Below are 25,745 nucleotides of genomic sequence, written 5' to 3'. Positions count from 1 at the left end.
TCTATTTTTTGACGGCGTCCGCAATTGATTTTATAAGTTGCGTGGCAGCTTCAAATGATGTGTGGTCTGATTCCTCTTTTGTTTGGCGGTTGGAAAATCCAGATGCAATTTCTTTGTAAGCGGAAACTTTGCTTGATGTGCTCGATTGTGCGTAGAGAAAGGCTATTTCAACCTCTCCAACCTTATTCAGGTGTTGTATTTGCTTGACAATGATCGCAACGCAGCTTGCTGCTATCAGGAATAGAAGGGATATTGGTAAAGCCCCGCGCATGAGTATGATGATATTGAAGTGCTTTATTTGGACAAGAACGTCTTCTCTCAGTGATGACAGTATTTCTGCGGAAACAGGTTTGTTTTGAGATAGGAGTCGCGCATTATCTTTTGTTTTATCGATAATCATCCTTAGGAGTTCCATAGACTTTTCGGGGCCAAGCTTCTCTAATTCCTTGAGTTTTTCGATTTCCATTTGGGATGAATCGCTGGTAAGGGTTCGTGCCGCCTTAAAGCGGACCATTTCAATTGATTCGTTGGTAAAGGAAATTTCTTTATTAATCGTATTTATTTGGACATTTGTTATGTATATAGAGCATGTATAGTTGGTGAGTCCGTCATTGGCTGGTTGTATGTTGCACCCACCCATGCCCATAAATTGGGATGTGGATCGCCCTCCGCCCCTAACTTCATATGCAAAATTAACTTCTGTGAGTTTTTTGAAAAATTCGGGAGAAACAGCCTTTCCGCTCTTTTCGACTTCGGAGTATATTTTTTCAGCTCTTGCAATAAAAGCGTCAGAGTTATCGATGTAGGAGTTCATCTGCGTCAATCCGGCGGAAAATCCATCAAGCTTCTCAAGGGAACGCCGCATTGTACTAATTGGATCAACTGATTCGTATTGAATGGGCGATAGAACGCTGATGGCGCTTCTTTGTGTTTGCACGAATAGGGCGACAAAAACTATCGATAGAGAGATGATAATAGAGAGTATAGAATTTCTCTTAGCCGATTTTATCGATAATGCTGCTTTTTCGATCCAAAATGACTCGTTATTCTCCTTTGCAAACGCTTCTGTTCTGAAATCGGAGTTATCCTGTTCTGCTTGTTGTGTCTCTCTAATTTTGTTGCTATGTCGAGTTGGGTCGGTGGTGTCGATTTCACGTTCCTTGACCGGCGGGTCTTCAACCAAAACGGACATTTTGCAAATTCTCATATGTTTATGGAGAAACTCAGCGTGAGAAGATGCTTGATGATTGATCGACACCGTGATGGAGCAAATTGTCGCTGGTGTGTCGTTGGAGTGGGCTGCTTGGCATCAGGTCAATAGTTCTTACATAAGCAGTCGGGGAAACGGCGATTGAAAGGCCGGACATGACGGGCTCCGTGCGTTTCGTGCTCGGCGGACGGGTGGTGGAGGTGCGCGACGCCGATCCGACCACCACCGTGCTGCAATGGCTGCGCGCCCATGGCCGCCCCGGCACAAAGGAAGGCTGCGCCGAGGGCGACTGCGGCGCCTGCACCGTTGTGCTGGGCGACCTGACGCCCAATGGCAAAATCCGGTACAGGGCGGTGAATGCCTGCATCCTGTTCCTGCCGATGATCGACGGGAAGCTGCTGCTGACCGTGGAGGACTTGGCGTCGGAGGACGGCGAGCTTCATCCGGTGCAGAAGGCCATGGTGGTGAAGCACGGCTCGCAATGCGGCTTCTGCACGCCGGGCTTCGCGATGGCGCTGTTCGCGCTTTATCACAACGACCGCAACCCGGACGACGACGCGATCCACGACGCCTTGGCGGGGAACCTGTGCCGTTGCACCGGCTACCGCCCGATCTTGGATGCCGCCCGTGCCATGACCGCCGAGGGGAATGAGGACCGCTTCGACCGCGCCGAGGCGGGCATCGTCGCGCTGCTGGAATCGGTGCGGCGGGAAGGGACGGTCAGCGTCAGCGGTGCCGGAAAGGCCTTTTACGCTCCGAGGACCGTCGATGAATTGGCGAAGCTCGCGGCGGAGCATTCGGACGCCACACTGGTCGCCGGGGCGACGGACGTCGGGCTGTGGGTGACCAAACAGGGGCGTCGGTTGCCGACCCTCATCCACCTGGCCGAGGTCGCGGAGCTGCACCGGATCGAGGAGAGCGATGGCCAGTTGGAGATCGGGCGCCTGGAGGTCGGCGCGGCGGTGACCTACACGGAACTGCTACCCGTGCTGCAGCGGCGCATCCCGGAATTGGCCGAATTGGTCAGCCGTATCGGGGCGGCGCAGGTGCGCAACTCCGGCACGCTGGGCGGCAACGTCGCCAACGGCTCGCCCATCGGGGACAGCATGCCGGCGCTTCTGGCGCTCGGCGCCTCGCTGGCGCTGAACCATGGCGGGACGCGGCGGGAGGTGCCGCTGGACCGCTTCTATCACGGCTACCGCAAGAGCGACCTGAAGCCCGGCGAGCTCGTCGAGCGCGTCCTCATCCCGATCCCGAAGGACGGCCAGCGCTTCGCCACCTGGAAAGTGTCGAAGCGGCGTGACCAGGACATCTCCGCCGTCTGCGCCGCCTTTCTGCTGACCCTGGACGAGGGGGGCAAGGTGGCGGAGCTGCGCACCGGCTATGGCGGTGTCGCCGCGATTCCGGCCCGCGCGAAGGCGCTGGAGGCGGCACTGGTGGGGCAGCCCTGGACGGCGGAGGCGGTCGCGGCGGCGATGCCCGTCCTCGATCAGGATTTCCAGCCGATCACCGACATGCGGGCGAGCGACCGCTACCGCGCTCTGGTCGCGAAGAATCTGCTGATGCGCTTTTATCTCCACACCACCGGGGCCGAGGCGCCCTCGCTGGAGGCCGCCCATGGCTGACGGAAGTGCCCCTGGGATCAAGCCCATCAGCGGCGGCGTGCATCTCGGCATCGAGCATGAGAGTGCCCGCAAGCACGTCACCGGCGCCGCCACCTACACCGACGACATCCCGGAACTGCCCGGCACGCTGCACGTCGCGGTGCGGCTGTCGGACAGGGCGCACGCACGCATTCTGGGCATGGACCTGGCGAAGGCCAAACAGGCGCCCGGCGTGCACGCGGTGCTGACCTTCGACGACGTGCCGGGCGACGGCGACATAGGCCCGATCCTGCCGGGCGACCCGGTGCTGGCCCCGGATGTGGTCGAATACGCCGGACAGGCCGTCGTCGCGGTGGCCGCCGAAACCCTGTCGCAGGCCCGTGCGGCGGCCCGGATGGTCGAGGTCTTTTACGAGGATCTGCCCGCCGTCCTGACTGCGCAGGAGGCCATGGAGGCGGAGTCCTTCGTGTCCCCCAGTCTGACCTTCCAGCGCGGCGACGCGGCGCAGGCGGTAGCCTCGGCGCCCCGCCGGCTGAGCGGCACGCTGGAGGTCGGCGGGCAGGACCATTTCTATCTGGAAAGCCACATCGCCTACGCGATCCCGAAGGAGGACGGCGACCTGCTCGTCCATTCCTCCACCCAGCACCCGGCGGAGGTGCAGCACGCCGTCGCCAAGGTGCTCGGCCGGCCGATGCATGGGATCGCGGTGGAATGCCGGCGCATGGGCGGCGGCTTCGGCGGCAAGGAGAGCCAGCCGGCGCAGATCGCCTGCATCGCCGCGCTGCTGGCGAACGCCACCCGGCGCCCGGTCAAGTTCCGCATGGACCGCGACGACGACATGCTGATGACCGGCAAGCGCCACGATTTCCATGTGCGCTACGACGTCGGCTTTGACGAGGACGGGCGCATCCAGGGTATGGAAATGGACTTGGCCGGCCGCTGCGGCATGTCGCTGGACCTGTCCAACGGCGTCGTGGACCGCGCCATGTTCCACGCCGACAACGCCTACTACCTGCCCGCCGCGCGGATCACCGGCCACCGCTGCAAGACGCACACGGTCTCCAACACCGCCTTTCGCGGCTTCGGCGGCCCGCAGGGCGTCATCGCCGTCGAGGAGGTCGTCGACGAGATCGCCCGCAGTCTGGGCAAGGATCCGCTGGACGTGCGCCGCGCCAACCTCTACGGCGGGCCGGGACGGGACGTAACCCCTTACGGCATGCCGGTGGAGGAGCCGGACATCCTCGCCGAACTGCTGGACCAGATCGAGCGGGACAGCGACTACCGCAACCGCCGGACGGAGATCGACGCCTTCAACGCCAGGAACACGGTGCTGAAGAAGGGCCTCGCCGTGACGCCGGTGAAGTTCGGCATCTCCTTCACCGTGAAGCACCTGAATCAAGCGGCGGCGCTGGTGCACGTCTACACCGACGGATCGGTGCAGGTGAACCACGGCGGCACGGAGATGGGGCAGGGCATCCACACCAAGATGGCCCAGATCGCCGCCCAGGAATTCCAGATCGACGTGGACCGGGTGAAGGTCACGGCCAGCGCCACCGACAAGGTTCCGAACGCCCCGCCCACGGCGGCCTCCGCCGGAACGGACCTGAACGGGCAGGCGGTGCGGCTGGCGGTGCGGACGATCAAGGGGCGGCTGGCCGATTTCCTGGCCGAGCACTGCCACACCACGCCGGACAAGGTGGAGTTCCGCGACAACGCGGTCTTCGCCGGCAACCACGCCATGACCTTCCCGGAGGTGGCCAAGCTCGCCTACCTGAACCGCGTCTCCCTGTCCTCGACCGGCCATTACGCCACGCCGAGAATCTGGTGGGACCGCGAGAAGTGCGAGGGGCGGCCGTTCTTCTACTTCTCCTGCGGCGTGGCGGTGACCGAGGCGCTGATCGACACGCTGACCGGCGAATACCGCTTTCCGCGCGCCGACGTGCTGCACGACTGTTCCGGCACCATCAACCCGGCCATCGACCTGGGGCAGGTGGAGGGTGCCTTCGTCCAGGGCCTGGGCTGGGTGACCTGCGAGGAGCTGTGGTGGGACGGGCAGGGGCGCTTGCGCACCCACGCGCCGAGCACCTACAAGATCCCAACCTCGCGCACCATTCCGGAGGATTTCCGCGTGACCCTCTACACCGCCCGTCCGAACCGGGAGGACACGGTGTTCCGTTCCAAGGCCATTGGCGAGCCGCCCCTGATGCTGGGGATCTCGGCGTGGCTGGCGCTGAAGGACGCGGTGGCGGCGGTCGGCGGGCACAAGTACCCCGTCCACCTCGACGCCCCCGCCACGCCGGAGCGCGTGCTGCTGGCGGTCGAGGACATCAAGGCGCGGATGGCCGCCGGTGGCTGACGCTGACGTGAAGAAGGTCGCCGTGCATGGTGCCGCGACCGTCCGTTTCGAGCACCGGCACGGCGCGACGCGGCTTGCCACGCTGTACCACCACGACCCGCTGCGCGTGCTGCTGCCCGACCCCAGGGCCGGGGATCTGCCGGTGGCCGTGCTGGTGACGACTTCCGGCGGCATGGTCGGCGGCGACCGGCTGGACATCGCGCTTTCCGCCGGCCCGGGAGCGTCGGCCCTGGTGACCACGCAAGCGGCCGAGAAGGTCTACCGCTCCGCCGGCCCGGACTGCCGCATCGACACGCACGTGAGCGTCGAGGCCGGCGGCTGGCTGGAATGGATGCCGCAGGAGGCCATCGTCTTCGAGGGCTCCCGCCTGCGCCGCGTGACCCGGCTGGAGCTGGAGGGCGACGCGTGCCTGATCGCCGGGGAAATGCTGGTCTTCGGCCGCGCGGCCTTCGGCGAGACGGTCAGTCATGGCCTGATCCGCGACGCGTGGGAGGTGGTGCGCGACGGGCGATTGGCCTGGGCCGACGCGCTGCATCTGGACGCGGACATCGCGGAAAGCCTGTCGCACCCCGCTTGCTTTGGTGGGGCCGGTGCCTGCGCCACGCTGCTGCACGCAGCGCCGGACGCGGGTGGCTATCTTGAGGGGGTGCGCGACGCGGCGGAGTCGCTGGGCGGCGTGCGCGTCGGCGCGTCGGCGTTCGAGGGGCTGCTTGTCGTGCGCATCCTGGGTGGCGAGGCGCTGGCCGTTCGCTGGGCCTATGCATCGCTCTGGTCGCATTTGCGGTCGGCGGTGGCCGGATTGCCGAAACGCCTGCCGAGGTTGTGGGAGGTGTAAAGGCCACGATGCATTCCATCGAAGAAGCATTGGCGCACCGCAGCAACGTGGCATAATCCATTCAACATAAGGGCAAGGCGGAGAGACAGCCCCATGAACCTGACACCGCGCGAGAAGGACAAGCTTCTCGTCGCCATGGCCGCCGTCGTGGCGCGCCGCCGGCTGGAGCGTGGCGTGAAGCTGAACCACCCCGAGGCGGTGGCGCTCATCACCGATTTCGTGGTTGAGGGCGCGCGCGACGGACGCACGGTGGCAGAACTCATGCGCGACGGCGCCACGGTCATTACCCGCGATCAGGTGATGGACGGCGTGGCCGAGATGATCCACGAGATCCAAGTCGAGGCCACCTTCCCGGACGGCACGAAGCTCGTCACCGTTCACCAGCCGATTCGCTAAGGGGGCTCCATGAAACCCGGTGAAATTCTTCCCGCGAGCGGCGAGATCGAGCTGAACGCCGGCCGCGATACGGTGGAGCTGGACATCGCCAACGCCGGCGACCGCCCGATCCAGGTCGGCTCCCACTACCATTTCTTTGAAACCAACGAGGCGCTGACCTTCGACCGCGACAGGGCGCGCGGCTTCCGCCTGGACATCCCCGCCGGCACGGCGGTGCGTTTCGAACCGGGGCAGACCCGCCATGTGCGGCTGGTCGCTTATGGCGGCAATCGCGTGGTCATCGGCTTCAACAACAAGGTCAACGGCGCCCTGTAAGGGCCTGATGGAGGGCAGGGGCATGGCGCATCGCATCGACCGGGCCGAATACGCGGCCCTTTACGGCCCGACCGTCGGCGACCGGGTCCGGCTGGCCGACACCGACCTGATCGTGGAGGTCGAACAGGACCACACCGTCTACGGCGAGGAGGTGAAGTTCGGCGGCGGCAAGGTGATCCGCGACGGTATGGGACAGGCCCAGGTCTCCCGCCAGAGCGGGGCTGTGGACACGGTCATCACCAACGCGCTGATCATCGACCACTGGGGCATCGTCAAGGCCGACATCGGCATCACCGACGGGCGCATCGCCGCCATCGGCAAGGCCGGCAACCCCGACGTTCAGCCGGGCGTGACCATCGTCGTCGGTCCGGGGACGGAGGTCATCGCGGGTGAGGGCAAGATCGTCACCGCCGGCGGCATCGACGCGCACATCCACTTCATCTGCCCGCAGCAGGTGGACGAGGCGCTCTATTCCGGCGTCACCACCATGCTCGGCGGCGGCACCGGGCCGGCGGCGGGCACGTCGGCCACCACCTGCACGCCGGGGCCGTGGCACATCGCCCGCATGCTCCAGGCCGCCGAGGGGCTGCCGATCAACCTGGGCTTCTTCGGCAAGGGCAACGCCAGCCGTCCCGATGCGCTGGTCGAGCAGATCGCCGCCGGCGTCTGCGGCCTGAAGCTGCACGAGGATTGGGGCACCACGCCGGCCGCCATCGACACCTGCCTGACGGTGGCCGACGAGATGGACATCCAGGTGGCGATCCACACCGACACGCTGAACGAGTCGGGCTTCGTGGAGAACACCATCGCCGCCTTCAAGGGCCGCAACATCCACGCCTTCCACACCGAAGGGGCGGGCGGCGGGCACGCGCCGGACATCATCAAGGTGGCGGGGCTGCCGAATGTCCTGCCGTCCTCCACCAACCCGACACGGCCCTTCACGGTGAACACGGTGGACGAGCATTTGGACATGCTCATGGTCTGCCACCACCTGTCCCCGCGCATCCCGGAGGACGTGGCCTTCGCCGAAAGCCGCATCCGGCGCGAGACCATCGCGGCGGAGGACATCCTGCACGACCTCGGCGTCTTCTCGATGCTGAGTTCGGACAGTCAGGCCATGGGCCGGGTCGGCGAGGTCATCATCCGCACCTGGCAGACCGCCCACAAGATGAAGGTGCAGCGCGGCCGTCTGCCGGAGGAGCGCGGCGAGAACGACAATTTCCGCGTCAAGCGCTACGTCGCCAAATACACGATCAACCCGGCGCTCTCGCACGGCATCGCCCACGCGGTTGGTTCGGTGGAGGTCGGCAAGCTGGCCGATCTGGTGGTCTGGTCGCCGGCCTTCTTCGGCGTGAAGCCCGACATGGTGCTGAAGTGCGGCACCATCGCGGCGGCCCTGATGGGCGACCCCAACGCCTCCATCCCCACGCCGCAGCCGGTGCACTACCGCCCGATGTTCGGCGCCTACGGGCGCTCGCTCCAGGCCAGTTCGGTGACCTTCCTCAGCCAGGCGGGGCTGGAGCGCGACTACGCCCGCACCCTCGGCCTCCAGCGCGAGCTGATCGCGGTGAAGGGCGTGCGCGCGATCGGCAAGAAGCAGATGATTCACAACGATTCCACACCCCACATCGAGGTCGATCCGGAAACCTACGAGGTGCGCGCCGACGGGCAACTCCTGACCTGCGAGCCGGCCGACGTGCTGCCCATGGCGCAACGGTATTTCCTGTTCTGAGGTTCTTATTCGGTGATCGGCGTTTTCGATTCCGGACACGGCGGGCTGACGGTGCTGCGCGCACTGGTGGAAGCGGCCCCCGACCGGCCCTTCGTCTATCTGGGCGACCACGCGGCCGCCCCCTACGGCCCCCGCAGCGAGGAGGACATCTACCGCCTGACGGTGCAGGGGGTGGAACGGCTGTTCGCGCAGGATTGCCGGCTGGTCGTGCTGGCCTGCAACACGGCGGCGGCGGTGGCGCTGCGGCGGATGCAGCGGACGTGGCTGCCGCACGCCCATCCCGGCCGCAACGTGCTGGGCGTGCTGGTGCCGATGGTCGAGGCCATCACCCGCGTGCCCTGGATGCAGGAAGGCCCTTCGGCCGACTGGCTGCCGGAGCCGCGCACGGTCGGCGTCTTCGCCACGCCGGCCACGGTGGCCTCCGGCTCTTTCCCGCGCGAGATCGGCAAGCGCGCGCCCGACGTGCGGGTGGTGCAGCAGGCCTGCCCGGACCTCGTGCCCCTGATCGAGCAGGGCGCACCGGACGCGGTGATCGCGCCGGTGGTCCGGGGCTACGTCGCCTGCCTTCTTGAACAACTGGGCGGCGAGACGCCCGACGCCGTGGTCCTCGGCTGCACGCACTATCCCCTGGTCGCGCGTCTGTTCGCCGATGCCCTGCCGGCGGGCGTGGAGGTGCTGTGCCAGCCGTCGCTGGTCGCCAAATCGCTGGACAACTACCTGGAGCGGCACCCCGAATACGCCCCGCGCGGCGGGGGCGCGGCTCCGCGATTCTTCACCACGGGAGCGGCGGAACCGGTCGGCGTGCTCGCCGGGCGTTTCTTCGGCCGGCCCACAGCTTTCGAACGGCTACACCAATGACCGAACCTCTCCGCCGCGCCGCCCGAGTCCACGCCCGCGGCCATTGGCCGATGGAGCGCGCGAGCGGCTCCGTCACGCTCGCCTTTGATGACCGCCACCGGCGACGCATGGTGATGGCCGACGACGCGGGCAACGATTTCCTGCTCGACCTGCCGCGCGCGGTGGCGCTCGACGATGGCGACGGGCTGGAACTGGGCGACGGCTCGTTCCTGCGCGTCGTCGCGGCCGATGAGGATCTGATCGAGGTGCGCTGCGGCGAAGGCGCGGAGAGGTTCGCCCGCATCGCGTGGCATCTGGGCAACCGGCACCTGCCTGTGCAGATCGTCGGCGAGACGATCCGGCTGCGGCGTGATCATGTGATCGAGGACATGCTGCGCGGGTTGGGCGCCACCGTGGAGCCGATCCATGCGCCCTTCTCGCCGGAGGGCGGGGCCTATTCTGGGCATGGGCATGGTCATTCGCATGGGCACTCGCATGAATGAGGGCGATTGCCCCCACCCAACCCTCCCCCGCTTCGCAGGGGAGGGCTTTGAAGGGCAGGCGGCGGAGTTCCCTCCCCTGCCCAGCGGGGGAGGGTTAGGGTGGGGGCCCGTCTCGACCACCCATCTCACCAAACTGCTCGCGTGGCTGTCCCCGTCCTTCCCGGTTGGCGGCTTTTCCTACAGTCACGGCATCGAGGCGGCGGTGGAGCAGGGGCTGGTCCGGGACCGTGAAACGCTCACCCGCTGGCTGGACGGCATTCTGCGCCATGGCGCCGGGCGCACGGACGGCATGCTGTTCGCCGCCGCGCACCGCGCCGTCTTGAGCAACGACGCAGCCGCCTTCGCCTGGGCCGTGGAGCGCGCCGACGCGATGCGCGCATCCTCCGAGACCGCGCTGGAAAGTCGCGCCCAGGGCCAAGCCTTCCTGCTGGCCATCCGGACCGCGTGGCCGCTCGACGGGCTGGAGCGCTGGGACGCGGTCATCGCGGAAACCGGCCGGCCGGTTGCCTACGCCGTGGCGGTGGCGCTCGTTTCCGCGCTGATCCGGGTGCCGGAAGGGCCGGCGCTCACTGCCTATCTGCACGCCTTCGCGGCGAACCTCGTCTCAGCAGGGGTGCGGCTGGTGCCGCTGGGGCAGACCGATGGGCAAAAGGCTCTGGCCGCGCTCGATTCCGTGGTGCACCATGCGGCGGGGGCCGCGCTGGCCGCCCCCCTCGATGACCTCGGCAGCCGCGCCATGGCCGTCGACTGGACCTCCATGATCCACGAAACTCAATACACGAGGCTGTTCCGCTCATGAGCCCAGAAATGATGTCTGGCCCGATTTCCAAGAGCCATGGCGGTCCCCTGCGCGTGGGCATCGGCGGCCCGGTCGGGTCGGGCAAGACCGCCCTGACCGACGCCTTGTGCAAGCGCATGCGTGACAGTTGGGAAGTCGCGGCGATCACCAACGACATCTACACCAAGGAGGATGCCGAATTCCTCACCCGCTCCGGCGCGCTGAAGCCCGAGCGGATCATGGGCGTGGAGACCGGCGGCTGCCCGCACACGGCAATCCGCGAGGATGCCTCGATCAACCTTGCCGCCGTCGATGAGATGAACCGGAAATTCCCGGATCTCGACCTGGTCTTCATCGAATCGGGCGGCGACAATCTGGCGGCGACCTTCTCTCCGGAACTGGCGGACATCACCATCTACGTCATCGACGTATCGGCCGGCGACAAAATTCCGCGCAAGGGCGGTCCGGGCATCACGCGGTCTGACCTTCTCGTCATCAACAAGACCGACCTCGCCCCGTTGGTCGGCGCCAGTCTGGAGGTGATGGACCGCGACGCCCGCAAGATGCGAGGCGACCGGCCCTTCGTCTTCACCAACATCAAGACCGGCGACGGGGTGGACGCGGTGCAGAGCTTCATCGTGCAGCGGGGTGGATTGCCTCTTCCCGGTTGAGGGACGCACGGAACCTCCGGCTTGGCCGTGCTGTTCTTTCGGGAACGCATGACCCGAGCCGGAGAGACCGACGATGAGACGCCTGCTCCTCAGCGCCACCATTCTCGTGGGGGCGTTCGGGCCGTTGCCTGCGCTGGCCGAAGCCTGTTCCGAGGGCGTCGATCGCCTCGGCCAGCGCATCGCCGCGTTCGAGGCGGCCGGCGCCCAGACCCCCACCACCGCGAGCCCGCAGGAAATTGCTCAGCTGCGCGCCCTGCGCCAGACCGCTGAGCGGGTCGGGCAGGGCGGCAACGCGCAGGCGTGTCAGGCCATCCTGGCCGAGGCCGACGCGCTGGTGCGCTCGGTCGAACGGCCGCGCGTGGTCGCCGCCGACGATCTGGATGACCTGAAGCTCCACAGCCCTTCGGGCGAGGAGATGGGCTCCATCGACGAACTGGTCGTCGATCCCAGCACCGGCCGCATCGCCTACGCGGTGGTCGAACTGGGAGGCTTTCTTGGCATCGGGGAGCGGAACTTTCCGGTCCCCTGGGCGGTCATTCAGCAAGCCCCCGATAACCAGGGCTTCATTCTCAACGTTCCGAAGGATCGGCTGACCGCCGCGCCGCAGTTCACCCGCTCCAACCGGCCGGACATGTCGGACCGGCAATGGGCGATGGCGCTGCACACCTATTACGGAGTCCAGCCTTACTGGATGCGCGATTCGGCAGCGCTGGCCGCGGCCGGGTTGCCGGCGGGGGGCGGGGCGGGCTCCCAGCCGCTCCAGCAGGAGGTTCAGCGGCTGTCGCAGGAGGTGGACCGCCTGAACCGCGAACTGTCGCAGGCGCGCACGCTGGCCGACACGACCGCGCAGAAACCGGGGCAGCCCAACGAGCCCAGCGCCGGAACGAGCGGCGGAGCGCCGGCCGCTCCCGGCCAGGGCGGCTCTACCCCGCCCACGCCGAATCAATAGGACACCGGAAAGGTCCGAGGAGGGATCAATGGCGATCGCAGACCATGATTTCGAGCGGATGATCAATGTTGGCCACACCGAGCGGCTGGCGTCGCTGGTCGGCGGCGGCGTCCTGGCGGTGCTGGGCATGCGCCGTCCGACCGTGGCCGGGGCGGCCATGGCGCTGGCCGGCGGCGCGCTGGTGGCGCGCGGGCTGACCGGCTATTGCCCGATCAAAGGCATGATGGAGGACTGGAGCGGCCACGACCGCCGCGCCATCCCGGCGCAGGACGTGGACGAGGGGCGCGACCGCTTCTCCCGCCATCCCGGCGACATCTACTCGTCCGCCTGCGACGAGGAGGTAGTCGATGAAGCCTCGAAGGAATCCTTCCCGGCCAGCGACCCGCCGTCCTTCACGCCCGGCGTGACCTGATTCCACGCCAAAACACACAAGGCAGGCTCTTCCCACCAGGGGAGAGCCTGTTTCATTGTGCGGCCAGAAAATACGATGTGGCGAATAAGTGGTGGCGTGACCCTTTGTCGCCTCCCGTGTTGAGCGTATGACCATCGGGTTGCAGAAAAACAAGGATAGCATGACGCTTTTATTGCGACTTTAACAAGTTGCCTATGCCGTTCGACTGCACTATGCTGCGGCGCACAATCTAGCCGTTTTCCACCACCCGATCCGCAACCGGGCATTCCGCAACCCAGGAAAGTCAGCCATGACCACGATCATTCCTGCCGCCGCCACGCTTGAAGGCAAGAAGGGCCTCGTCCTCGGCATCGCCAATGACCAGTCGATCGCGTGGGGCTGCGCCCGCGCCTTCCGCGCGCTGGGCGCGGATCTCGCGGTCAGCTACCTGAACGAAAAGGCCAAGCCGCACGTCGAGCCGCTGGCCAAGCAGCTCGAAGCCGAGATCTTCGAACCGGTGGACGTCACCGGTGAAGGCCAGATGAAGGCCATCTTCGAGAAGATTGAGCAGAAGTGGGGCAAGCTGGACTTCGCGCTGCACTCCATCGCCTTCGCGCCGAAGGACGACCTGCACGGCCGCGTCGTGGACTGCTCGCGCGAGGGCTTCCAGATGGCCATGGACGTGTCCTGCCACTCCTTCATCCGCATGGCCCGCTATGCCGAGCCGCTGATGAAGGACGGCGGTTCGCTGTTCACCATGTCCTACTTCGGCGCCAACCGCGTGATCGACAACTACGGCGTCATGGGGCCGGTGAAGGCCGCGCTGGAGAGCAGCGTGCGCTACCTCGCCGCCGAACTCGGCCCGAAGGGCATCCGCGTGCACGCCATTTCGCCGGGTCCGATCAAGACCCGCGCGGCGTCGGGCATCGCCCACTTCGACGAGCTGATGGCCAAGGCCGCCGACCGCGCGCCGGAGCAGCGTCTGGTGACCATCGAGGAGGTCGGCTACACGACCGCCTTCCTCGCCACCGATGGCGCCAAGGGCATCACCGGCGTCACCACCTACGTCGACTGCGGCTACTCGATCGTCGGTTGATCGAACCACTGCGGGGGCGGACTGCGGTCCGCCCCGAATATTCGGGTTGAGAAGGGCGGGAACGGCAAGTTTCCGTCCTTTCCGCTGTTTGCACGGAAAAGGTGCGGCAAATTGCCGTGGGACATTCAGGTGTGTTCGTCTTTTGCCGAAAGCCTCCCATAATCCGGTTCGCATCGCTCACGAGCCGAGCGAACCTTGGAGATGAGTGGGGGCCGGAGGGGGCATGAGCGCCATCGCCTGGAGGCGGCAACTGAGCGTCGGTCAGCCGTCTATCGACGAGGATCACAAGCACCTGATCGAATACCTGAACGATTTGGACGTCGCCCTGAACGCGCGCGTCTTTCTGCCGGCGCGCGTTGCCAAGATCCTTATGAAGCTGCTGGAGTACACGCAGGAACACTTCAGCCGCGAAGAGAAGATCATGCAACTGGTGCGCTATCCGAAGTTCGACGACCATGTTCGCCAGCATCACGAGGCGGTGCGCATGATCGGCGAACTGTCCGGCCATTTCTCACGGGACCCCAGCCACCAGAACGCCGAGCGTATCTACACCTTCACAGCCAACTGGCTGGTGAATCACATCATCATGCAAGACACCCAACTGACGCCTTACGTGCGCGGCGTGTGGGTGTGAGCTGTCATTGTTTGTCATGGCCGGGGCTTTGACCGACGGGGTATCCGGCAAGGTTTTGGCTGTCTCCGAAGCCGCCCCGTGAGCACAGGCACGCAGTGTGCGCGAACCCTGAAACCCTTCCATTTCGGTCATGCCCGGACTTGATCAGGCATGACGATCAGAAGACGCGCGCGTTCACAGACAGACATTCACAGGAGGATGAGCAAAAGCCTTGCCGGGCAGCCGTGGCTCAAGCACGGGCATGATGGAAGAGGGAAGGTTTCCACTCCTTGGAGTGCGGCAAGCGACGAGGCGTGGCTTTTTCCCAAAAAGAGAAAGGCCTTGATCGCTACAGGTATGTGGCCCGGCGACGGCCGGACGCCTTTTCCCACGCCCACTCGACGATGGCGCTCATCAGCCGCTCCAGGGAGGGGCGGACCTCGCCGGCCAAGACCTCGCGGTAGCGGAAGGGAGAACTCTCTTCCATGTAGGTGGACTGGCACATTTCCAGCTGGATGGCGTGGATGTTGTCTTCCGGCCGGCCATAGTTGCGGGTGATGAAACCGCCCTTGAAGCGTCCGTTCAGCACGGCGGAATAGCGCTCCCGCGCCGTCAGCACATTCATCAGGCGGCCGACCAGCGGTTGTGCAGCCGTGACGCCGTCCGCTGAGCCCAGATTGAAGTCGGGCAGTCGCCCGTCGAAGAAGCGCGGAACCTGGGAGCGGATGGAGTGGGCATCGAACAGAACGGCGACACCGAATCGTTCCTTCAGGTTCCGCAGTTCGCTGTCCAGCTGTTCATGATAGGGGCGCCAATAGGCGCCGACACGCCGCTCGACCTCCGCCGCATCCGGCTCCCGGCCGGGCTGGTAGATCGGCTGGTTGTCGAAGGTTGTGAGCGGGCAAAGTTCGGTGTTGTTCGCACCTGGATAAAGCACGCTGCCCGCCGGATCGCGGTTCAGATCGACCACGTAGCGCGAACAGGTGGCCTTCAGAAAACCAATGCCGAGCGCTGGGGCGAAATGGTAGAGGCGGTCGAGGTGCCAGTCGGTGTCCGGAACGGCCAGCGCAGCGTCGGTCATGGTGGCCGCAATGTCCGGCGGCACGGTGGTGCCGACGTGGGGGATGCTGAGCAGCACGGGGGTTTCACCCGGCTGAAAGCGGAACGTCTCCATGCCACGACCCTCGAAGCGGCGGCGGTTCAGGTGCACCGCAACATGGAGGACTATGGTATGTCCGACTCCCAGCGTCAAACGCTATTACGTTTTCAATAGGTGCCTCATCCAAAGGGAGGATTCAGGCATCCAGATCCCCCTCGCTTTCGGCGACGTGATCGACCATGTCGGACAGCACGCGCCGGATGTGTTCGTCGGTGATCAGGTAGAACACGCGGTTGCCGCGCCGCTCCGCCTGGATCAGCCGACCCGCGCGCAGCAGGCGCAGGTGATGGCTGACCAGCGAGGGCGACAGGCCCAGCGCCGTCGCCATGTCGCCCACGGACGTCGGCGTTTCCAGGCAGGCCAGGATGATTCGCAGCCGGCTGGGGTCGCTCATCAGGCGGAACATGTCGGCCAACTCGGTGGTCTGGTCTTCCGACAGGCGCAGGTGCGCGGGCTTGTCCTTCGAGGATGGCCCTTTGTTCGCGCTGGTGGTCATTCGGTGGTCGGTCCCGGTGTTGGCGGAGACGAGAACTATAGGTCACGCCACGCCATTGGCCTATAGGGCGTCCCAGCAAATAGGGGCCGGTAAATAGAATGAGTGGGCGAAAAGCCCCCGAGGCGGTTGGGACATCCGTTCGGTCTATGCGACAACGGACCGGTTGACCTGAGCGTTGCCGTGGGGAACACTTTTGTCAGACAGCATGTCGGTCTGCCGAACGGCCGCATCCGTGCGCAAGGACGCACAAGGATTGATGGGGGGAGGACTGCCATGACCACGCGCCGACAGATGCTTTTGCCTCTCGCGCTGGCTCCGGTGGCCGGTTGGGCGGTTTGGGCGACGGGGGGGACGGAGCCCACGCATCCAGTGGGACCGTTTCACCTGCCACTCGACGAATCGACGGCGCTGTGGCGCGATCTGGTGCAGGTGCGGATCACCGGACCCGCCGCCGATCCGCAGTTTCCCACCCGCGTCAAGGCGCTGGACGGCCAGACCGTGACGGTGCGCGGCTTCATGGTGCCGCTGAGCGACGCGGCCTCCCATAGCCACTTCATCCTGGCCGCCAACCCCGTTGCCTGTCCGGCCTGTCAGTCGCCGAACCCGGCGACCATGCTGTACGTCCGCAGCCAGATCCCGATGCGCGAATCCCGCGAACCGGTGATCCTGACCGGCACTCTTCGCCTGCATCCGCTGGAAGGCCTGTTCTACCGCCTGGACCGGGCGGAACTGCGCTACGCCTGAGCGAATCGTCGGGGGCGGTGTGGCCGAAGCGTGGCGGGTTCGAGGACTGTTCCTGGCTCTGGCGCTGTATGGCCTGTTGAGCGCTCCCGCCCCTCCCGGGATCCGCGTGGTGGAGGCCGTCATCGGTTCCCTGCTGCTGCTCGCGGTCGGCGTGCGGCGGCCGCTGTTCGTCGCCACCGGGCATGCATTGCGCACACCGGGCGTTGCCGCGTGGGAGGTTCCGGCGATCCTGGCGCTGTCCTGGCTGTTGTGGGTTCCCCTGCTGCGCGGAGCGTGGGTGGGATGGGGCGCCGGGGACATGCTGCGCGACGTGATCCCGCTGCTGTACCTGTTCCTGCCGGTCCTTCTGGTGCCTGTGCTGCGGTCGGTCGCGGAGCCGGCGACGCGCGTGTTGGCCTGGGCGCTGATGCTGGCCGGACTGTTCTTCGCAGGGCGCTGGTGGCAGCAGGCCGAATGGGGATTCGGAGCGGTCGGCGCGCGCGCCATGGCCGATGGCACCGACTATTTCCTGAACGCCCCGTCCGTGCTGTTCGCCGCCATCGCCTTGCCGTTGACGGGTGTCGGGTTGGTGTCGAGGGGCGGTGTCCCGCGTCTTGTCGCGGGGATGGTCTGTGTCGGCGCGGGTGTTCTGTGCCTTGCCGCGCTGGCCGGGGCGGTGCACCGGATGGCGCTCGGCCTTGCCGTGATGGCCTTTGTCGTGGTGGCGCTGTGGTGGGGACGGCGCGCGCCCTTGACCGTTGCCCTGCTCGTCGCGGTCGCGGTGGTCTTTGCGGCTGGCTTTTCCGACACGCTGCTGGGCGCTCTGGGGCTGGTGGCCGAGAAGAACCGGCTGGCCGGCGCAAACACCCGGTGGGAGGAGGCGGCCATGGTGCTCGACCACGTGTCGGCCTCGCCTTGGTCTTTCTTGTTCGGCGATGGATGGGGCGCCCTGCTGCCCAATCCGGCGGTTGGGGGCTGGCGCGTGTCTTACACCCACACGCTGGCGACCTACGCGCTGGCCAAGACCGGGGCGCTGGGGCTTCTGGCGCTGGACGCCTATCTCGGCGGGTTGGTGCCCAGGGCGTTGACGGTGCTGCGCGATGAGCCGCCGCTTGGCTGGGCGGTGCTGCCGCCGCTGGTCATGGCGCTGGGCCTGCACACCAGTTTCAAGTATCTCGACACCGGCCTGATCCTGACCCTGATGGTTCTGGCGGCGGAGCGCAGGAACGCGTTGTCTCGCATTTGAGCGTTGTGCATACTTATGCGTGTGCGCAATCGAGCGGTTCCCTGTGTTGTCGGAATTTCCCTCCATAATGCTCGTAAATCGTGTGTTTCCTCCGGATCGCGGGGCGACCGGGCGTTGTGCCGCCGATTTGTCCGGACGGTTGGCCGCCGCGGGATGGCGCGTCACCGTGGTCGCCGACGGGACCGGCCCGAGCGAAGCGCCGCCCGGCGTGACCGTCATTCGGACGGGTGGAACTCTGGCGGGGCAGGGCGTGCCGCCGGTGCGCAATTATCTGTACGCGCTGTGCCGGCTGATCGGCCGCGCGCTGAGGCTGCCCCGGCACGACGTGGTGGTGACCATGACCGATCCGCCGCTGTTGGCGGTCGCCGGCCCGCTGCTCGCTGCGCGGTACGGGGCGGCCTCGATCCACTGGAGCCATGACCTGTATCCGGCGCTGCTGCCGGTTGTCGGCGCACGGCTGCCGGGGCCGTTGATGCGGATGGTGGAGTATGCCACGGAGAAGGCGTTGCGCCGCCACGACGCCGTCGTCGCCATCGGCCGCTGCATGGCCCGGCGGATCACGGCCATTGGCGTTCCTCCGGAGCGATTGGCCGTGCTGCCGAACTGGCCGGATTCGCGCATACACCCGGTGGAACGCGCGTCCAATCCATTCCGGGTCGAGCATGGCCTCGGCGACCGCTTCACGGTGACCTATTCAGGCAATCTGGGGCTGGCCCACCCTATGGCCGGCGTCCTGGACGCGGCCGAGACGCTGGGGCGCACGGATCCGGACATCGTCTTTCTGCTGATCGGGGATGGACGTGGGCATAGGGCCGTGGCGGACGCGGTGAAGGAGCGGGGTCTGCGCAACGTCCGCTTTCTGCCGTTTCAGCCGCCCGAACGGCTGGCCGAAAGCCTGTCGGCGGCCGATCTGCACCTTGCCACCATGGAGCCGCGCGCCGAAGGCTTGCTGGTTCCCAGCAAAGTCGCGGGCGCGCTCGCCGCCGGTCGCCCCTGCCTGTTCCTCGGCCCGGCGGGGAGCGAAGCGGCGGCGCTGGTGGACGGGTGCGGGCTGGCGCTCGACCCGCTGGATGGGGCGGAGATTGCCGCCGCGATCCGTAACTATGCCCGCAATTCCGCCCGGTGCGCGGAGGAGGGGCGGCGAGCGCTCGCCGTCACGGCGGGATGGAACGCGGACATCGCCGCCCGGCGCTTCGCAGCCCTGGCCGAGGCGGTGCGCAAGCCGGCTTCGCTGGTCCGGGTTCCAAAGCGTGGGCTGCCCCATGCCTGACGGCGCGCTGGGGCTGCTGGTGCCGAAGGATCCCTCGGCGGAGCAGGCGGGAAAGCTGCTGCGGAGTCTTGCGCGCGGCCTGCGCGACGGCTGGGCGGTGCTGCTGGGGTGTTTCATCGGCGGGCTTCTGCTATCGATTGCCGCCCTTTGGATCGTGCCACCGGAACACACGGCCAGCATGGTGGTCGGCCCGACCGCGCGCACCGGTGCCGCCGCCATGGGGGCCCGCGTGCCGGTGTTGGTCGGGCGCGAGACGGCGCTGGGCGTGGCGGAGCCCGGCGCCGGGGACGAAACTCTGTCCGATTTTGCCCGCTATCTGGAACTGCTCACCTCGATTCCCGTGGCGGAGCGGCTGATGGCCGATCCGGAATTGACCCGCCGTCTGTTCCCCAACCGCTGGGACGCGGAGGCCGGACGCTGGCGTGCTCCCCCCGGCCCGCTGCCTTGGCTGAAGCGCTTGTGCCTTGCGCTGGTCGGGCGGGAGGATTGGGTGGAGCCCGATGCAGAGAGGGTCTCGCGCCTTCTGCACAATCGTTTGGTGGTGGAGACGGTGCGCACCGGGCCGATGCGACGGATCAGCCTGCGCCACGCCGACCGGGATTTCGCGCTGCGTCTGCTGTCGGCCATCGCGACGGCCACCGATGCGCATCTGCGGACCGAGGCCGCCCGTCGCAGCGCCGCTCAGATCGCCCACGTCCGGGCACGTCTGGCCGGCATCACCGTGGCCGAACATCGCCGCGCGCTCGCCGACCTGCTGTCGGAGCAGGAGCGGGTCGCCATCATGATCGAGGTGGACTTGCCCTTCGCCGCCGACCCCGTCGAGCTGCCGGCCGTGGCGCGCCGGCCGGACTGGCCGAACCCAGCGGCGGTGGTGCCCTTGTCGGGTCTGGTCGGCTTGGTGGCGGGCGCGGTCTTCCTATCGTTGCGCGGTGCATGGCGGGCAGGGGCGAGCCCGGAATGATCCCGGTGTCCGTGGTGGTGATGACCCGCAACGAGGCGGTGAACCTTCCCCATTGCCTGTCGGCGCTTGGCCAATTTGCCGAGCGGTTCGTGGTGGACAGCGACAGCGCCGACGGGACTCCGGCCATCGCTGCTGCCTTCGGCGCCGTCGTGGTGACCTTTCAATGGAACGGCCGCTACCCGAAGAAGAAACAATGGTGCCTGGACGCCCTGCCCTTCGCGAACGACTGGGTCCTGTTTGTCGATGCCGACGAGCGTCTTGGCCCGGCGCTGGTCGACGAGATCGCGCGGCTGATGGCCGAAGGGCCGGCGCACGCGGGCTATTTCATCGACGGGCGCCCGGTGTTCCTCGGCCGCCGGCTAAGGTTCGGCGCCGGCAACCGCAAGCTGGCCCTGTTCGACCGCCGACGCGCCCGTTTTCCGGAAGTCCCCGACCTGGACGTGACCGCCATGTGGGAGGTGGAGGGGCACTATCAACCGGTCATCGCCGGCACGGTCGGCCGGCTGCGGCACGCGCTGGAGCACGCTGATGATAAGCCGCTCTCGGCTTGGTTCGAGCGGCACAACCGCTATTCGGATTGGGAATCCGCCTTGCGCGGCGATGGCCGCATGGCGGCGCTGATCGGCCGGGAAACCGGCTCGCGGCGCTGGCTGAAGCGCCTGTTTCACCGTCTGCCGGGCCGGCCGCTGCTGGTGTTCCTGCACGGTTACGTGCTGCGGCTTGGCTTTCTGGACGGCGGTCCGGGCCTGCATCACGCGCTGGCGCGGGCCTTCTACTACTGGCAGGTGGGCGTCAAAATGAAGGACGCCGAGCGGAGAAGGAAAGGAGTGGCCCGGCCTCGTTGAACGAAGCCGGGCCAAATTCCTTTCGCTACGCAGCGACCTTCAGCTCGGCCTTCACTTCGGGCTCGTGCGACGCGGCTGGTTCGGCAGGGGCGCCGGCCCATTCGCTGTGGGCGGGAATCTCCTCCCCCTTCATCACCAGCGTCAGCGGGCCGAGGCGGGCGTAGTCGCCCACATGCGTGTCGTACAGCACCGTGGAACCAGCCCCGATGGTGACGCCGTCACCCACCGACACGCGGCCGACCTTCATCAGCCGGTCCTCGTAAAGATGCGTCTGCAGTGCTGACAGGGCGTTGACCGTCGCATAGTCGCCGACCTTCACGCAGTCGAACTCCGTGATGTCGGTGGTGTCCATGAAGACGCCCTTGCCGAACTTCGTGCCGAACAGTCGCAGCACCCAAGGCAGCATCGGCGTACCGCGCAGATGGTCGAGAAGGACCTTGCCGGCCAGACCCCAGTAGAGCACCGCGACCGCTTCCGTCTTCATGGCCCACCAGGACCACATCGGCTTCATGGTTGGGGCATATCTGCCCATCAGCGCCCACTTGGTTAGGATGACCACCAGCACCATGGCGACCGGAATGGCAACGCTGACGCCCAGGAACTGCAACAGGAAGCTGGCGTAGCGCCCTTCCAGGATCGCCGGGGCGAAGAATTCCACCGCCAGCGTGCCGAAGGTGATGAACAGCATCGTCGGCATGGACAGGCTGAAGGCCTCGAACACGGCGCGGCCGAGGCGGCGGGCTCGGCTGGGCTCGTAGGTCCAGTTGGAGGCCACGCCGTCGAACTTTTGGCGAACCGGCAACTTGATCGGTGGGCTGCCGAACCAGGTCTCGTTCGCCGACATCTCGGAGTTGCCCGGCGGCTTCGACTTGATGCCGATCAGCGAGCCCGTGGGGATGCTGCTGCCCGGCGGCACGACCGCGTCGTTGCCGACGAACACGCGCGCCCCGGTCTTCACGGGCTTCAGGATCATCCAGCCGCGCCGGATGTCCTCGTCGCCCAGCACCACCTCGTCGGCGATGAAGCACTTCTCCCCGATCTCCACGAGGTCGTAGCGCCCGGCGAGGTTGGTCGAGATCTCCGCGTCCTTGCCGATCTTGGCGCCCATCAGCCGGTACCACGCCCGCATGTAGACGGTGGCGTAGAGCGAGCTGAGCGTGTCCAGCATCACCTCGGTGGACAGGGCGACCAGCCACTTGCGCAGGTAGAAACCGCTGTGGACGGAGTAGGTGCCGGCCGCCACGCGCGGCAGGACGATCCAGCGCACGGCGGCGATCATCAGCACGGTGGCGGCAACCAGCGCCATGGCGGTCGGCCACGCGATCAGCGGCAGATAGTAGAGGTAGCTAACCCCAAGGCTTTCCCCCAGCGCCCCTTCGATCTTGTCGAACAGGTAGAAGGCCGGAAAGATCGGCATCAGCGTGATCGGCGGCAGCGCCAGCAGCATCAGCGCGTACAACGCTGCGTGCACGCCCCGGCGCAGAGGGCCGGCCTCGGACTGCGGCGGCAGCTCGTCCTGCGCCACCGCCCCGGCGCGCCGCGCCGGCGATCCGTCCCACCGCTCATAGGCACCGGTGCGCGCGCCGGCGGGCAGGGCGGTCAGGTCGGCCAGTTCGGTGCCCTCAGCGATCACGGTGCCGTGCCCGATCACGCAGGAGGTGCCGATGTAGGCGTCGTCGCCAATCTCCACCGTGCCGATGACCAGCTCGTTGCCGATCACCTCGGCGTTGGCGATCTTCACCTTGCCGCCGATGGACGCTCCCCGGCCGATGGAGACGAGATCCACGGCCCCGGACTCGAACTCGCCGATCAGTGCGTCGTCGCCGACCCTGGTGCCCAGCGCCCGCAGCAGAACCCGCATGATGGGGGAACCCTGGAACCACTTCAGGTGCACAAGGCTGATGAAGCGCTGCGCCAGCCACCAGCGGTAATAATAGCTGCCCCACAGCGGGTAGCGGCCGGGCTTGGTCCGCCCGATGATCAGCCACTTCGCGGCGATGGCGATGAGCACCGTGGCGACGTTGATCACCATATAGACGCCGAGCAGCGTCGCCATCTCCTGCAGGAAGCTGGCGTCCTCGCCCGACAGCAGCATGTAGCTGACGAACACGCCCAGCCACTGCGCGGTCATCAGCGCCAGAACGACGGGCAGTGCGGCGGCCTGCGCCGCGCCGCACAAAAAGCGGCGGAGCAGCGGCGGCGGCGTGAAGGACAGATTGGCGCGGGCGGAGCCGCCCGACGAACCGCCGCGCGGGGCGCGGGCGTCCAGCTTCTCGGCCATGGCGCGCAGGGTGCGTGCACCGTAGACATCCTGCAGCGTCAGCCCGGCGAGCGAGGCGGTCTCGCGCACCGCCGACACGAAGCGCGCCGCCAGCAGCGAATGCCCGCCTAGATCCATGAAGAAATCGGCCTCCAGCGGGATCGTCTGGCCAGGGAAAACGCGCTTGGCGGCGTCAAGCAGGGCGGCTTCGGTGGGGGTGCGCGGCTCGTCCTGTTCACCGGGGCCGCCGTCGTCGGTCAGCGTCGCCGCCTGGAGAGTCTTGCGGTCCGCCTTGCCGGAGGTCAGGCGGGGCAGGGCGTCCGTCACCTCGAAGTGCGACGGCACCATGTAAGACGGCAACTGCGCGCGCAGAGTGTCTCGCAGCGCCTTCCTGTCGAGCGCCGCGCCAGCCTGCGGAACCAGGAAGGCGACCAGCCGGTCGATCCCATCGTCGTTGCGCAGGACCACGGCTGCCTGGGCGACGCCATCGATGTCCGTCAGCTTCGCCTCAATCTCACCCAACTCCAGGCGGAAACCGCGGATCTTCACCTGATCGTCGATGCGGCCGTGGAACAGCAGGTTGCCACGCTCGTCCACACTGACCGCATCGCCGGAGCGATAGAGCACCGGATCGGGCGCATCGATGAAGAAGGGGTTGGCGATGAACTTCTGCTCGGTCAGGTCCGGCCGGCCGAGATAGCCGCGCGCCACGCCGGGGCCGCCGATCAGCAACTCGCCCTGCACGCCGGGAGCGACAAGGTTCAGGTCCTCGTCCACCACATAGCCGGTGTAGTTCGGGATGGGACGGCCGATGGTCACCGGCTCGTTCGGGCGCACCTCGGCCACCGTGGCGACGACGGTCGCCTCGGTCGGGCCATAGCTGTTGAAGACGGTTCGGCCCGGACGGCACCAGCGCGCGGCGACAGCAGGCGGGCAGGCCTCACCGCCCAGAATGATGACGCGCAGGCTCGGCACGTCCTTGGGCAGCATGGCGAGCAGTGTCGGCACCGTGTCCAGCACGGTGATGCCGGCCTCGCTCAGAACGTCGGCGAGGCGGTCCGCCTCGTCCAGCACCTGCCGGCTCGCCACCCAGAGGGACGCGCCGACAAGGTAGGGAACGAAAATCTCCTCCAGCGACAGATCGAACGCCACCGAGGCGCCCTGGAACGTCACATCCTCCGCCGTCAGGCCGTAAATAGTGTTGGCTGCGCGTAGATAGTGGCAGATGTTCCGGTGGCTGATGGCGATGCCCTTGGGCTTGCCGGTCGAACCCGAGGTGTAGATGGCATAAGCTGGGTCATCCGCCGAGACGCCGTCGGCGCGCAAATCCGGCGCGTTCGCGTCCTCTGAGACCAGATCGTCCAGCCGCAACGCCGCAACGCCGAGGTCCGTCGCCTTGGACTCGGTCACCAGATCGACCAGAATCGCCGGAGCCGCGCAGTCGGCGAGGCTGACCGCCACGCGGTCGGCCGGCGCGTCGGCGTCGAACGGCAGATAGGCGGCACCAGCCTTCAAAATGCCGAGCAGCGCCACATGCAGGTCAAGCGAGCGGGTCATCCACAGCCCGACGAAGGTGCCGGGTCCGATGCCCCGCGCGCGCAGGGCGTTGGCGGTCCGGTTGGCACGCGCTTCCAGTTCAGCGTAGCTGAGGCGCTGCCCATCGAACATGATCGCGGTGCGTTCCGGCGTGCGCGCGACGGTCGCCGCGAAAATCTCCGGCAGCAGTTCATCCCGCAGCAACGCCGGGATCACGGCGCCCTGAAGGACGCCGGCCGAGGTTCGGCGGAGCGTCGGATCGGAAAAGAGGGGAACGGAATGCTGGCCCTGGAGAGAGGTCGGCGCGCTAAGCAGTGTCACGCTTCGTCAGCCTTCATCAGATGATTCAGCGTACGCACCCCTGGAACCTGGGTTCGGCTGGTCCTGGCGCTTCGGCTGAAGACGGCTCACTGCCGCTTTTTTGTTCTAAGCGGTCTTGGTTAACGAATGATTTCCCAGAGCCAAGTTCAAGCCCGCATGACGATGGAAGAAGGGGGGTATTCTCCTTTGAAAGGGGAAAGCGGGCGCGGAATCAGCCCCGTCACCTCGACGTTCACACTGAATATCAAGTCGGACGGGCGGCTGCCTGCATGAGAGCCTGGACGAGAAATCGCCGCCTAAGCCGTTGCTGATGGCCGACTCGGTTATAGCCCACCTCCACGCGCTGTCAGCGGCTCCGAATAGGGTAGGCTGACGGCTGCATGTGTATGCGCAGACGGCTCCTCCGAAAAATCGCTGTGGGTCGAAAAAAGTGCTTGCGCACCCCGGACAAGCCCGCATATAAAGCGCCTCCCGACGCGGTGGCCGCCAGCGAGGCGCCGACGGGTCGGGCAGCGATGAAAAATTGGCCCTGGCGGCCCACCCCGGGAGGGGTTGGGTGCTGGGCATTGCGGTTCCGGTTCTCGGTTCTGCGGTTTCTTGGACAAGTTGATACCGTGTTGTGAGAAGGGATGCGCAGGCGGC

23 protein-coding genes are annotated in these 25,745 nt (G+C 66.5%); 19 read left to right on the top strand and 4 right to left on the bottom strand.

Annotated elements, in window-relative coordinates; translation table 11 throughout:
- Position 1: 1 nt before the first annotated feature.
- Entirely contained in the window at positions 2-1,192 is a 1,191-nt protein-coding gene (locus J2852_RS29880) for a hypothetical protein (RefSeq protein WP_209882728.1), read from the bottom strand.
- Positions 1,193-1,365: 173 nt separating this feature from the next.
- Between J2852_RS29880 and xdhA the strand changes: the two genes are divergently transcribed.
- The 14 genes from xdhA (at position 1,366) to J2852_RS29810 (ending at position 14,307) form a co-directional block, all read left to right on the top strand.
- A complete protein-coding gene (xdhA, locus tag J2852_RS29875; RefSeq protein ID WP_209882726.1) occupies positions 1,366-2,835 on the top strand; it encodes a xanthine dehydrogenase small subunit in 1,470 nt (489 codons plus the stop codon).
- Complete coding sequence (xdhB, locus tag J2852_RS29870) at positions 2,828-5,170, top strand: xanthine dehydrogenase molybdopterin binding subunit (RefSeq protein ID WP_209882724.1); 2,343 nt, start codon at positions 2,828-2,830, stop codon at positions 5,168-5,170. The genes xdhA and xdhB overlap by 8 nt, the downstream gene beginning before the upstream one ends.
- The gene (locus J2852_RS29865) at positions 5,163-6,005 is read left to right on the top strand and encodes an urease accessory protein UreD (RefSeq protein WP_343206851.1); all 843 of its coding nucleotides are present in this window, start codon (positions 5,163-5,165) and stop codon (positions 6,003-6,005) included. The genes xdhB and J2852_RS29865 overlap by 8 nt, the downstream gene beginning before the upstream one ends.
- A gap of 93 nt (positions 6,006-6,098) precedes the next feature.
- Positions 6,099-6,401, top strand: a complete 303-nt coding sequence (locus J2852_RS29860) for an urease subunit gamma (RefSeq protein ID WP_209882722.1) — start codon at positions 6,099-6,101, stop codon at positions 6,399-6,401.
- Between the two features lie 9 nt (positions 6,402-6,410).
- Entirely contained in the window at positions 6,411-6,716 is a 306-nt protein-coding gene (locus J2852_RS29855) for an urease subunit beta (protein WP_209882721.1), read from the top strand.
- A 22-nt stretch (positions 6,717-6,738) separates the two neighbouring features.
- Positions 6,739-8,448 carry an urease subunit alpha gene (gene ureC / locus J2852_RS29850; RefSeq protein WP_209882714.1) on the top strand — a complete coding sequence of 570 codons (1,710 nt, stop codon included), beginning with the start codon at positions 6,739-6,741 and terminating at the stop codon, positions 8,446-8,448.
- A 12-nt stretch (positions 8,449-8,460) separates the two neighbouring features.
- Positions 8,461-9,306 (top strand): glutamate racemase, encoded by an 846-nt coding sequence (gene murI / locus J2852_RS29845; protein ID WP_209882712.1) that lies wholly within the window; start codon positions 8,461-8,463, stop codon positions 9,304-9,306.
- Positions 9,303-9,788, top strand: a complete 486-nt coding sequence (gene ureE, locus J2852_RS29840) for an urease accessory protein UreE (RefSeq protein ID WP_209882710.1) — start codon at positions 9,303-9,305, stop codon at positions 9,786-9,788. The genes murI and ureE overlap by 4 nt, the downstream gene beginning before the upstream one ends.
- Positions 9,769-10,587 carry an urease accessory protein UreF gene (locus tag J2852_RS29835; protein WP_246500083.1) on the top strand — a complete coding sequence of 273 codons (819 nt, stop codon included), beginning with the start codon at positions 9,769-9,771 and terminating at the stop codon, positions 10,585-10,587. Before ureE ends, J2852_RS29835 begins: the two co-directional genes overlap by 20 nt.
- A gap of 11 nt (positions 10,588-10,598) precedes the next feature.
- Positions 10,599-11,237: an urease accessory protein UreG gene (gene ureG, locus J2852_RS29830; RefSeq protein WP_425514412.1), complete on the top strand. Its 639-nt coding sequence runs from the start codon at positions 10,599-10,601 to the stop codon at positions 11,235-11,237.
- A gap of 73 nt (positions 11,238-11,310) precedes the next feature.
- Positions 11,311-12,186: a PRC-barrel domain-containing protein gene (locus J2852_RS29825; RefSeq protein ID WP_209882706.1), complete on the top strand. Its 876-nt coding sequence runs from the start codon at positions 11,311-11,313 to the stop codon at positions 12,184-12,186.
- Positions 12,187-12,214: 28 nt separating this feature from the next.
- Complete coding sequence (locus tag J2852_RS29820) at positions 12,215-12,598, top strand: YgaP-like transmembrane domain (RefSeq protein ID WP_209882705.1); 384 nt, start codon at positions 12,215-12,217, stop codon at positions 12,596-12,598.
- 289 nt (positions 12,599-12,887) lie between these two features.
- On the top strand, positions 12,888-13,673 hold the full coding sequence (gene fabI / locus J2852_RS29815; protein WP_209882703.1) for an enoyl-ACP reductase FabI: 786 nt from the start codon (positions 12,888-12,890) through the stop codon (positions 13,671-13,673).
- A gap of 223 nt (positions 13,674-13,896) precedes the next feature.
- Positions 13,897-14,307, top strand: coding sequence for a bacteriohemerythrin (locus J2852_RS29810; RefSeq protein ID WP_209882701.1), 411 nt, complete (start codon positions 13,897-13,899; stop codon positions 14,305-14,307).
- A 328-nt stretch (positions 14,308-14,635) separates the two neighbouring features.
- Here J2852_RS29810 and hutG read toward each other — a convergent pair whose 3' ends face one another.
- The gene (gene hutG, locus J2852_RS29805) at positions 14,636-15,460 is read right to left on the bottom strand and encodes an N-formylglutamate deformylase (protein ID WP_209882699.1); all 825 of its coding nucleotides are present in this window, start codon (positions 15,458-15,460) and stop codon (positions 14,636-14,638) included.
- Between the two features lie 121 nt (positions 15,461-15,581).
- Entirely contained in the window at positions 15,582-15,941 is a 360-nt protein-coding gene (locus tag J2852_RS29800; RefSeq protein ID WP_209882697.1) for an ArsR/SmtB family transcription factor, read from the bottom strand.
- 273 nt (positions 15,942-16,214) lie between these two features.
- Here J2852_RS29800 and J2852_RS29795 point away from each other — a divergent pair, with 273 nt between their 5' ends.
- The 5 genes from J2852_RS29795 (at position 16,215) to J2852_RS29775 (ending at position 20,986) form a co-directional block, all read left to right on the top strand.
- A complete protein-coding gene (locus J2852_RS29795; RefSeq protein ID WP_209882696.1) occupies positions 16,215-16,685 on the top strand; it encodes a DUF3299 domain-containing protein in 471 nt (156 codons plus the stop codon).
- Between the two features lie 19 nt (positions 16,686-16,704).
- Entirely contained in the window at positions 16,705-17,910 is a 1,206-nt protein-coding gene (locus tag J2852_RS29790) for a hypothetical protein (protein WP_209882694.1), read from the top strand.
- Between the two features lie 67 nt (positions 17,911-17,977).
- The gene (locus tag J2852_RS29785; protein ID WP_209882692.1) at positions 17,978-19,180 is read left to right on the top strand and encodes a glycosyltransferase family 4 protein; all 1,203 of its coding nucleotides are present in this window, start codon (positions 17,978-17,980) and stop codon (positions 19,178-19,180) included.
- Positions 19,173-20,141, top strand: coding sequence for a GumC domain-containing protein (locus J2852_RS29780; RefSeq protein WP_209882690.1), 969 nt, complete (start codon positions 19,173-19,175; stop codon positions 20,139-20,141). The genes J2852_RS29785 and J2852_RS29780 overlap by 8 nt, the downstream gene beginning before the upstream one ends.
- Positions 20,138-20,986, top strand: coding sequence for a glycosyltransferase family 2 protein (locus J2852_RS29775; RefSeq protein ID WP_209882688.1), 849 nt, complete (start codon positions 20,138-20,140; stop codon positions 20,984-20,986). Before J2852_RS29780 ends, J2852_RS29775 begins: the two co-directional genes overlap by 4 nt.
- 25 nt (positions 20,987-21,011) lie before the next feature.
- Here J2852_RS29775 and J2852_RS29770 read toward each other — a convergent pair whose 3' ends face one another.
- Positions 21,012-25,103 (bottom strand): Pls/PosA family non-ribosomal peptide synthetase, encoded by a 4,092-nt coding sequence (locus J2852_RS29770; RefSeq protein ID WP_343206850.1) that lies wholly within the window; start codon positions 25,101-25,103, stop codon positions 21,012-21,014.
- Positions 25,104-25,745 lie beyond the last annotated feature (642 nt).

Origin of the sequence: Azospirillum soli (assembly GCF_017876165.1) — a bacterium.
GTDB classification, from domain to species: Bacteria; Pseudomonadota; Alphaproteobacteria; order Azospirillales; family Azospirillaceae; genus Azospirillum; species Azospirillum soli.
The sequence above is the reverse complement of the archived record's forward strand: the minus strand, read 5'-3'. Positions and strand labels throughout refer to the sequence as shown.

What these genes read in the sequence shown, in the direction of transcription:
- ureC (WP_209882714.1), top strand. Translation starts at nt 6,739, where the DNA reads ATGGCGCATCGCATCGACCGGGCCGAATACGCGGCCCTTTACGGCCCG.
- J2852_RS29835 (WP_246500083.1), top strand. Translation starts at nt 9,769, where the DNA reads ATGGGCACTCGCATGAATGAGGGCGATTGCCCCCACCCAACCCTCCCC.
- J2852_RS29775 (WP_209882688.1), top strand. Translation starts at nt 20,138, where the DNA reads ATGATCCCGGTGTCCGTGGTGGTGATGACCCGCAACGAGGCGGTGAAC.
- xdhB (WP_209882724.1), top strand. Translation starts at nt 2,828, where the DNA reads ATGGCTGACGGAAGTGCCCCTGGGATCAAGCCCATCAGCGGCGGCGTG.
- J2852_RS29800 (WP_209882697.1), bottom strand. Translation starts at nt 15,941, where the DNA reads ATGACCACCAGCGCGAACAAAGGGCCATCCTCGAAGGACAAGCCCGCG.
- J2852_RS29860 (WP_209882722.1), top strand. Translation starts at nt 6,099, where the DNA reads ATGAACCTGACACCGCGCGAGAAGGACAAGCTTCTCGTCGCCATGGCC.
- ureG (WP_425514412.1), top strand. Translation starts at nt 10,599, where the DNA reads ATGTCTGGCCCGATTTCCAAGAGCCATGGCGGTCCCCTGCGCGTGGGC.
- J2852_RS29820 (WP_209882705.1), top strand. Translation starts at nt 12,215, where the DNA reads ATGGCGATCGCAGACCATGATTTCGAGCGGATGATCAATGTTGGCCAC.
- xdhA (WP_209882726.1), top strand. Translation starts at nt 1,366, where the DNA reads ATGACGGGCTCCGTGCGTTTCGTGCTCGGCGGACGGGTGGTGGAGGTG.
- J2852_RS29855 (WP_209882721.1), top strand. Translation starts at nt 6,411, where the DNA reads ATGAAACCCGGTGAAATTCTTCCCGCGAGCGGCGAGATCGAGCTGAAC.
- J2852_RS29825 (WP_209882706.1), top strand. Translation starts at nt 11,311, where the DNA reads ATGAGACGCCTGCTCCTCAGCGCCACCATTCTCGTGGGGGCGTTCGGG.
- J2852_RS29795 (WP_209882696.1), top strand. Translation starts at nt 16,215, where the DNA reads ATGACCACGCGCCGACAGATGCTTTTGCCTCTCGCGCTGGCTCCGGTG.
- J2852_RS29880 (WP_209882728.1), bottom strand. Translation starts at nt 1,192, where the DNA reads ATGTCCGTTTTGGTTGAAGACCCGCCGGTCAAGGAACGTGAAATCGAC.
- ureE (WP_209882710.1), top strand. Translation starts at nt 9,303, where the DNA reads ATGACCGAACCTCTCCGCCGCGCCGCCCGAGTCCACGCCCGCGGCCAT.
- J2852_RS29780 (WP_209882690.1), top strand. Translation starts at nt 19,173, where the DNA reads ATGCCTGACGGCGCGCTGGGGCTGCTGGTGCCGAAGGATCCCTCGGCG.
- hutG (WP_209882699.1), bottom strand. Translation starts at nt 15,460, where the DNA reads ATGGAGACGTTCCGCTTTCAGCCGGGTGAAACCCCCGTGCTGCTCAGC.
- fabI (WP_209882703.1), top strand. Translation starts at nt 12,888, where the DNA reads ATGACCACGATCATTCCTGCCGCCGCCACGCTTGAAGGCAAGAAGGGC.
- J2852_RS29785 (WP_209882692.1), top strand. Translation starts at nt 17,978, where the DNA reads ATGCTCGTAAATCGTGTGTTTCCTCCGGATCGCGGGGCGACCGGGCGT.
- J2852_RS29810 (WP_209882701.1), top strand. Translation starts at nt 13,897, where the DNA reads ATGAGCGCCATCGCCTGGAGGCGGCAACTGAGCGTCGGTCAGCCGTCT.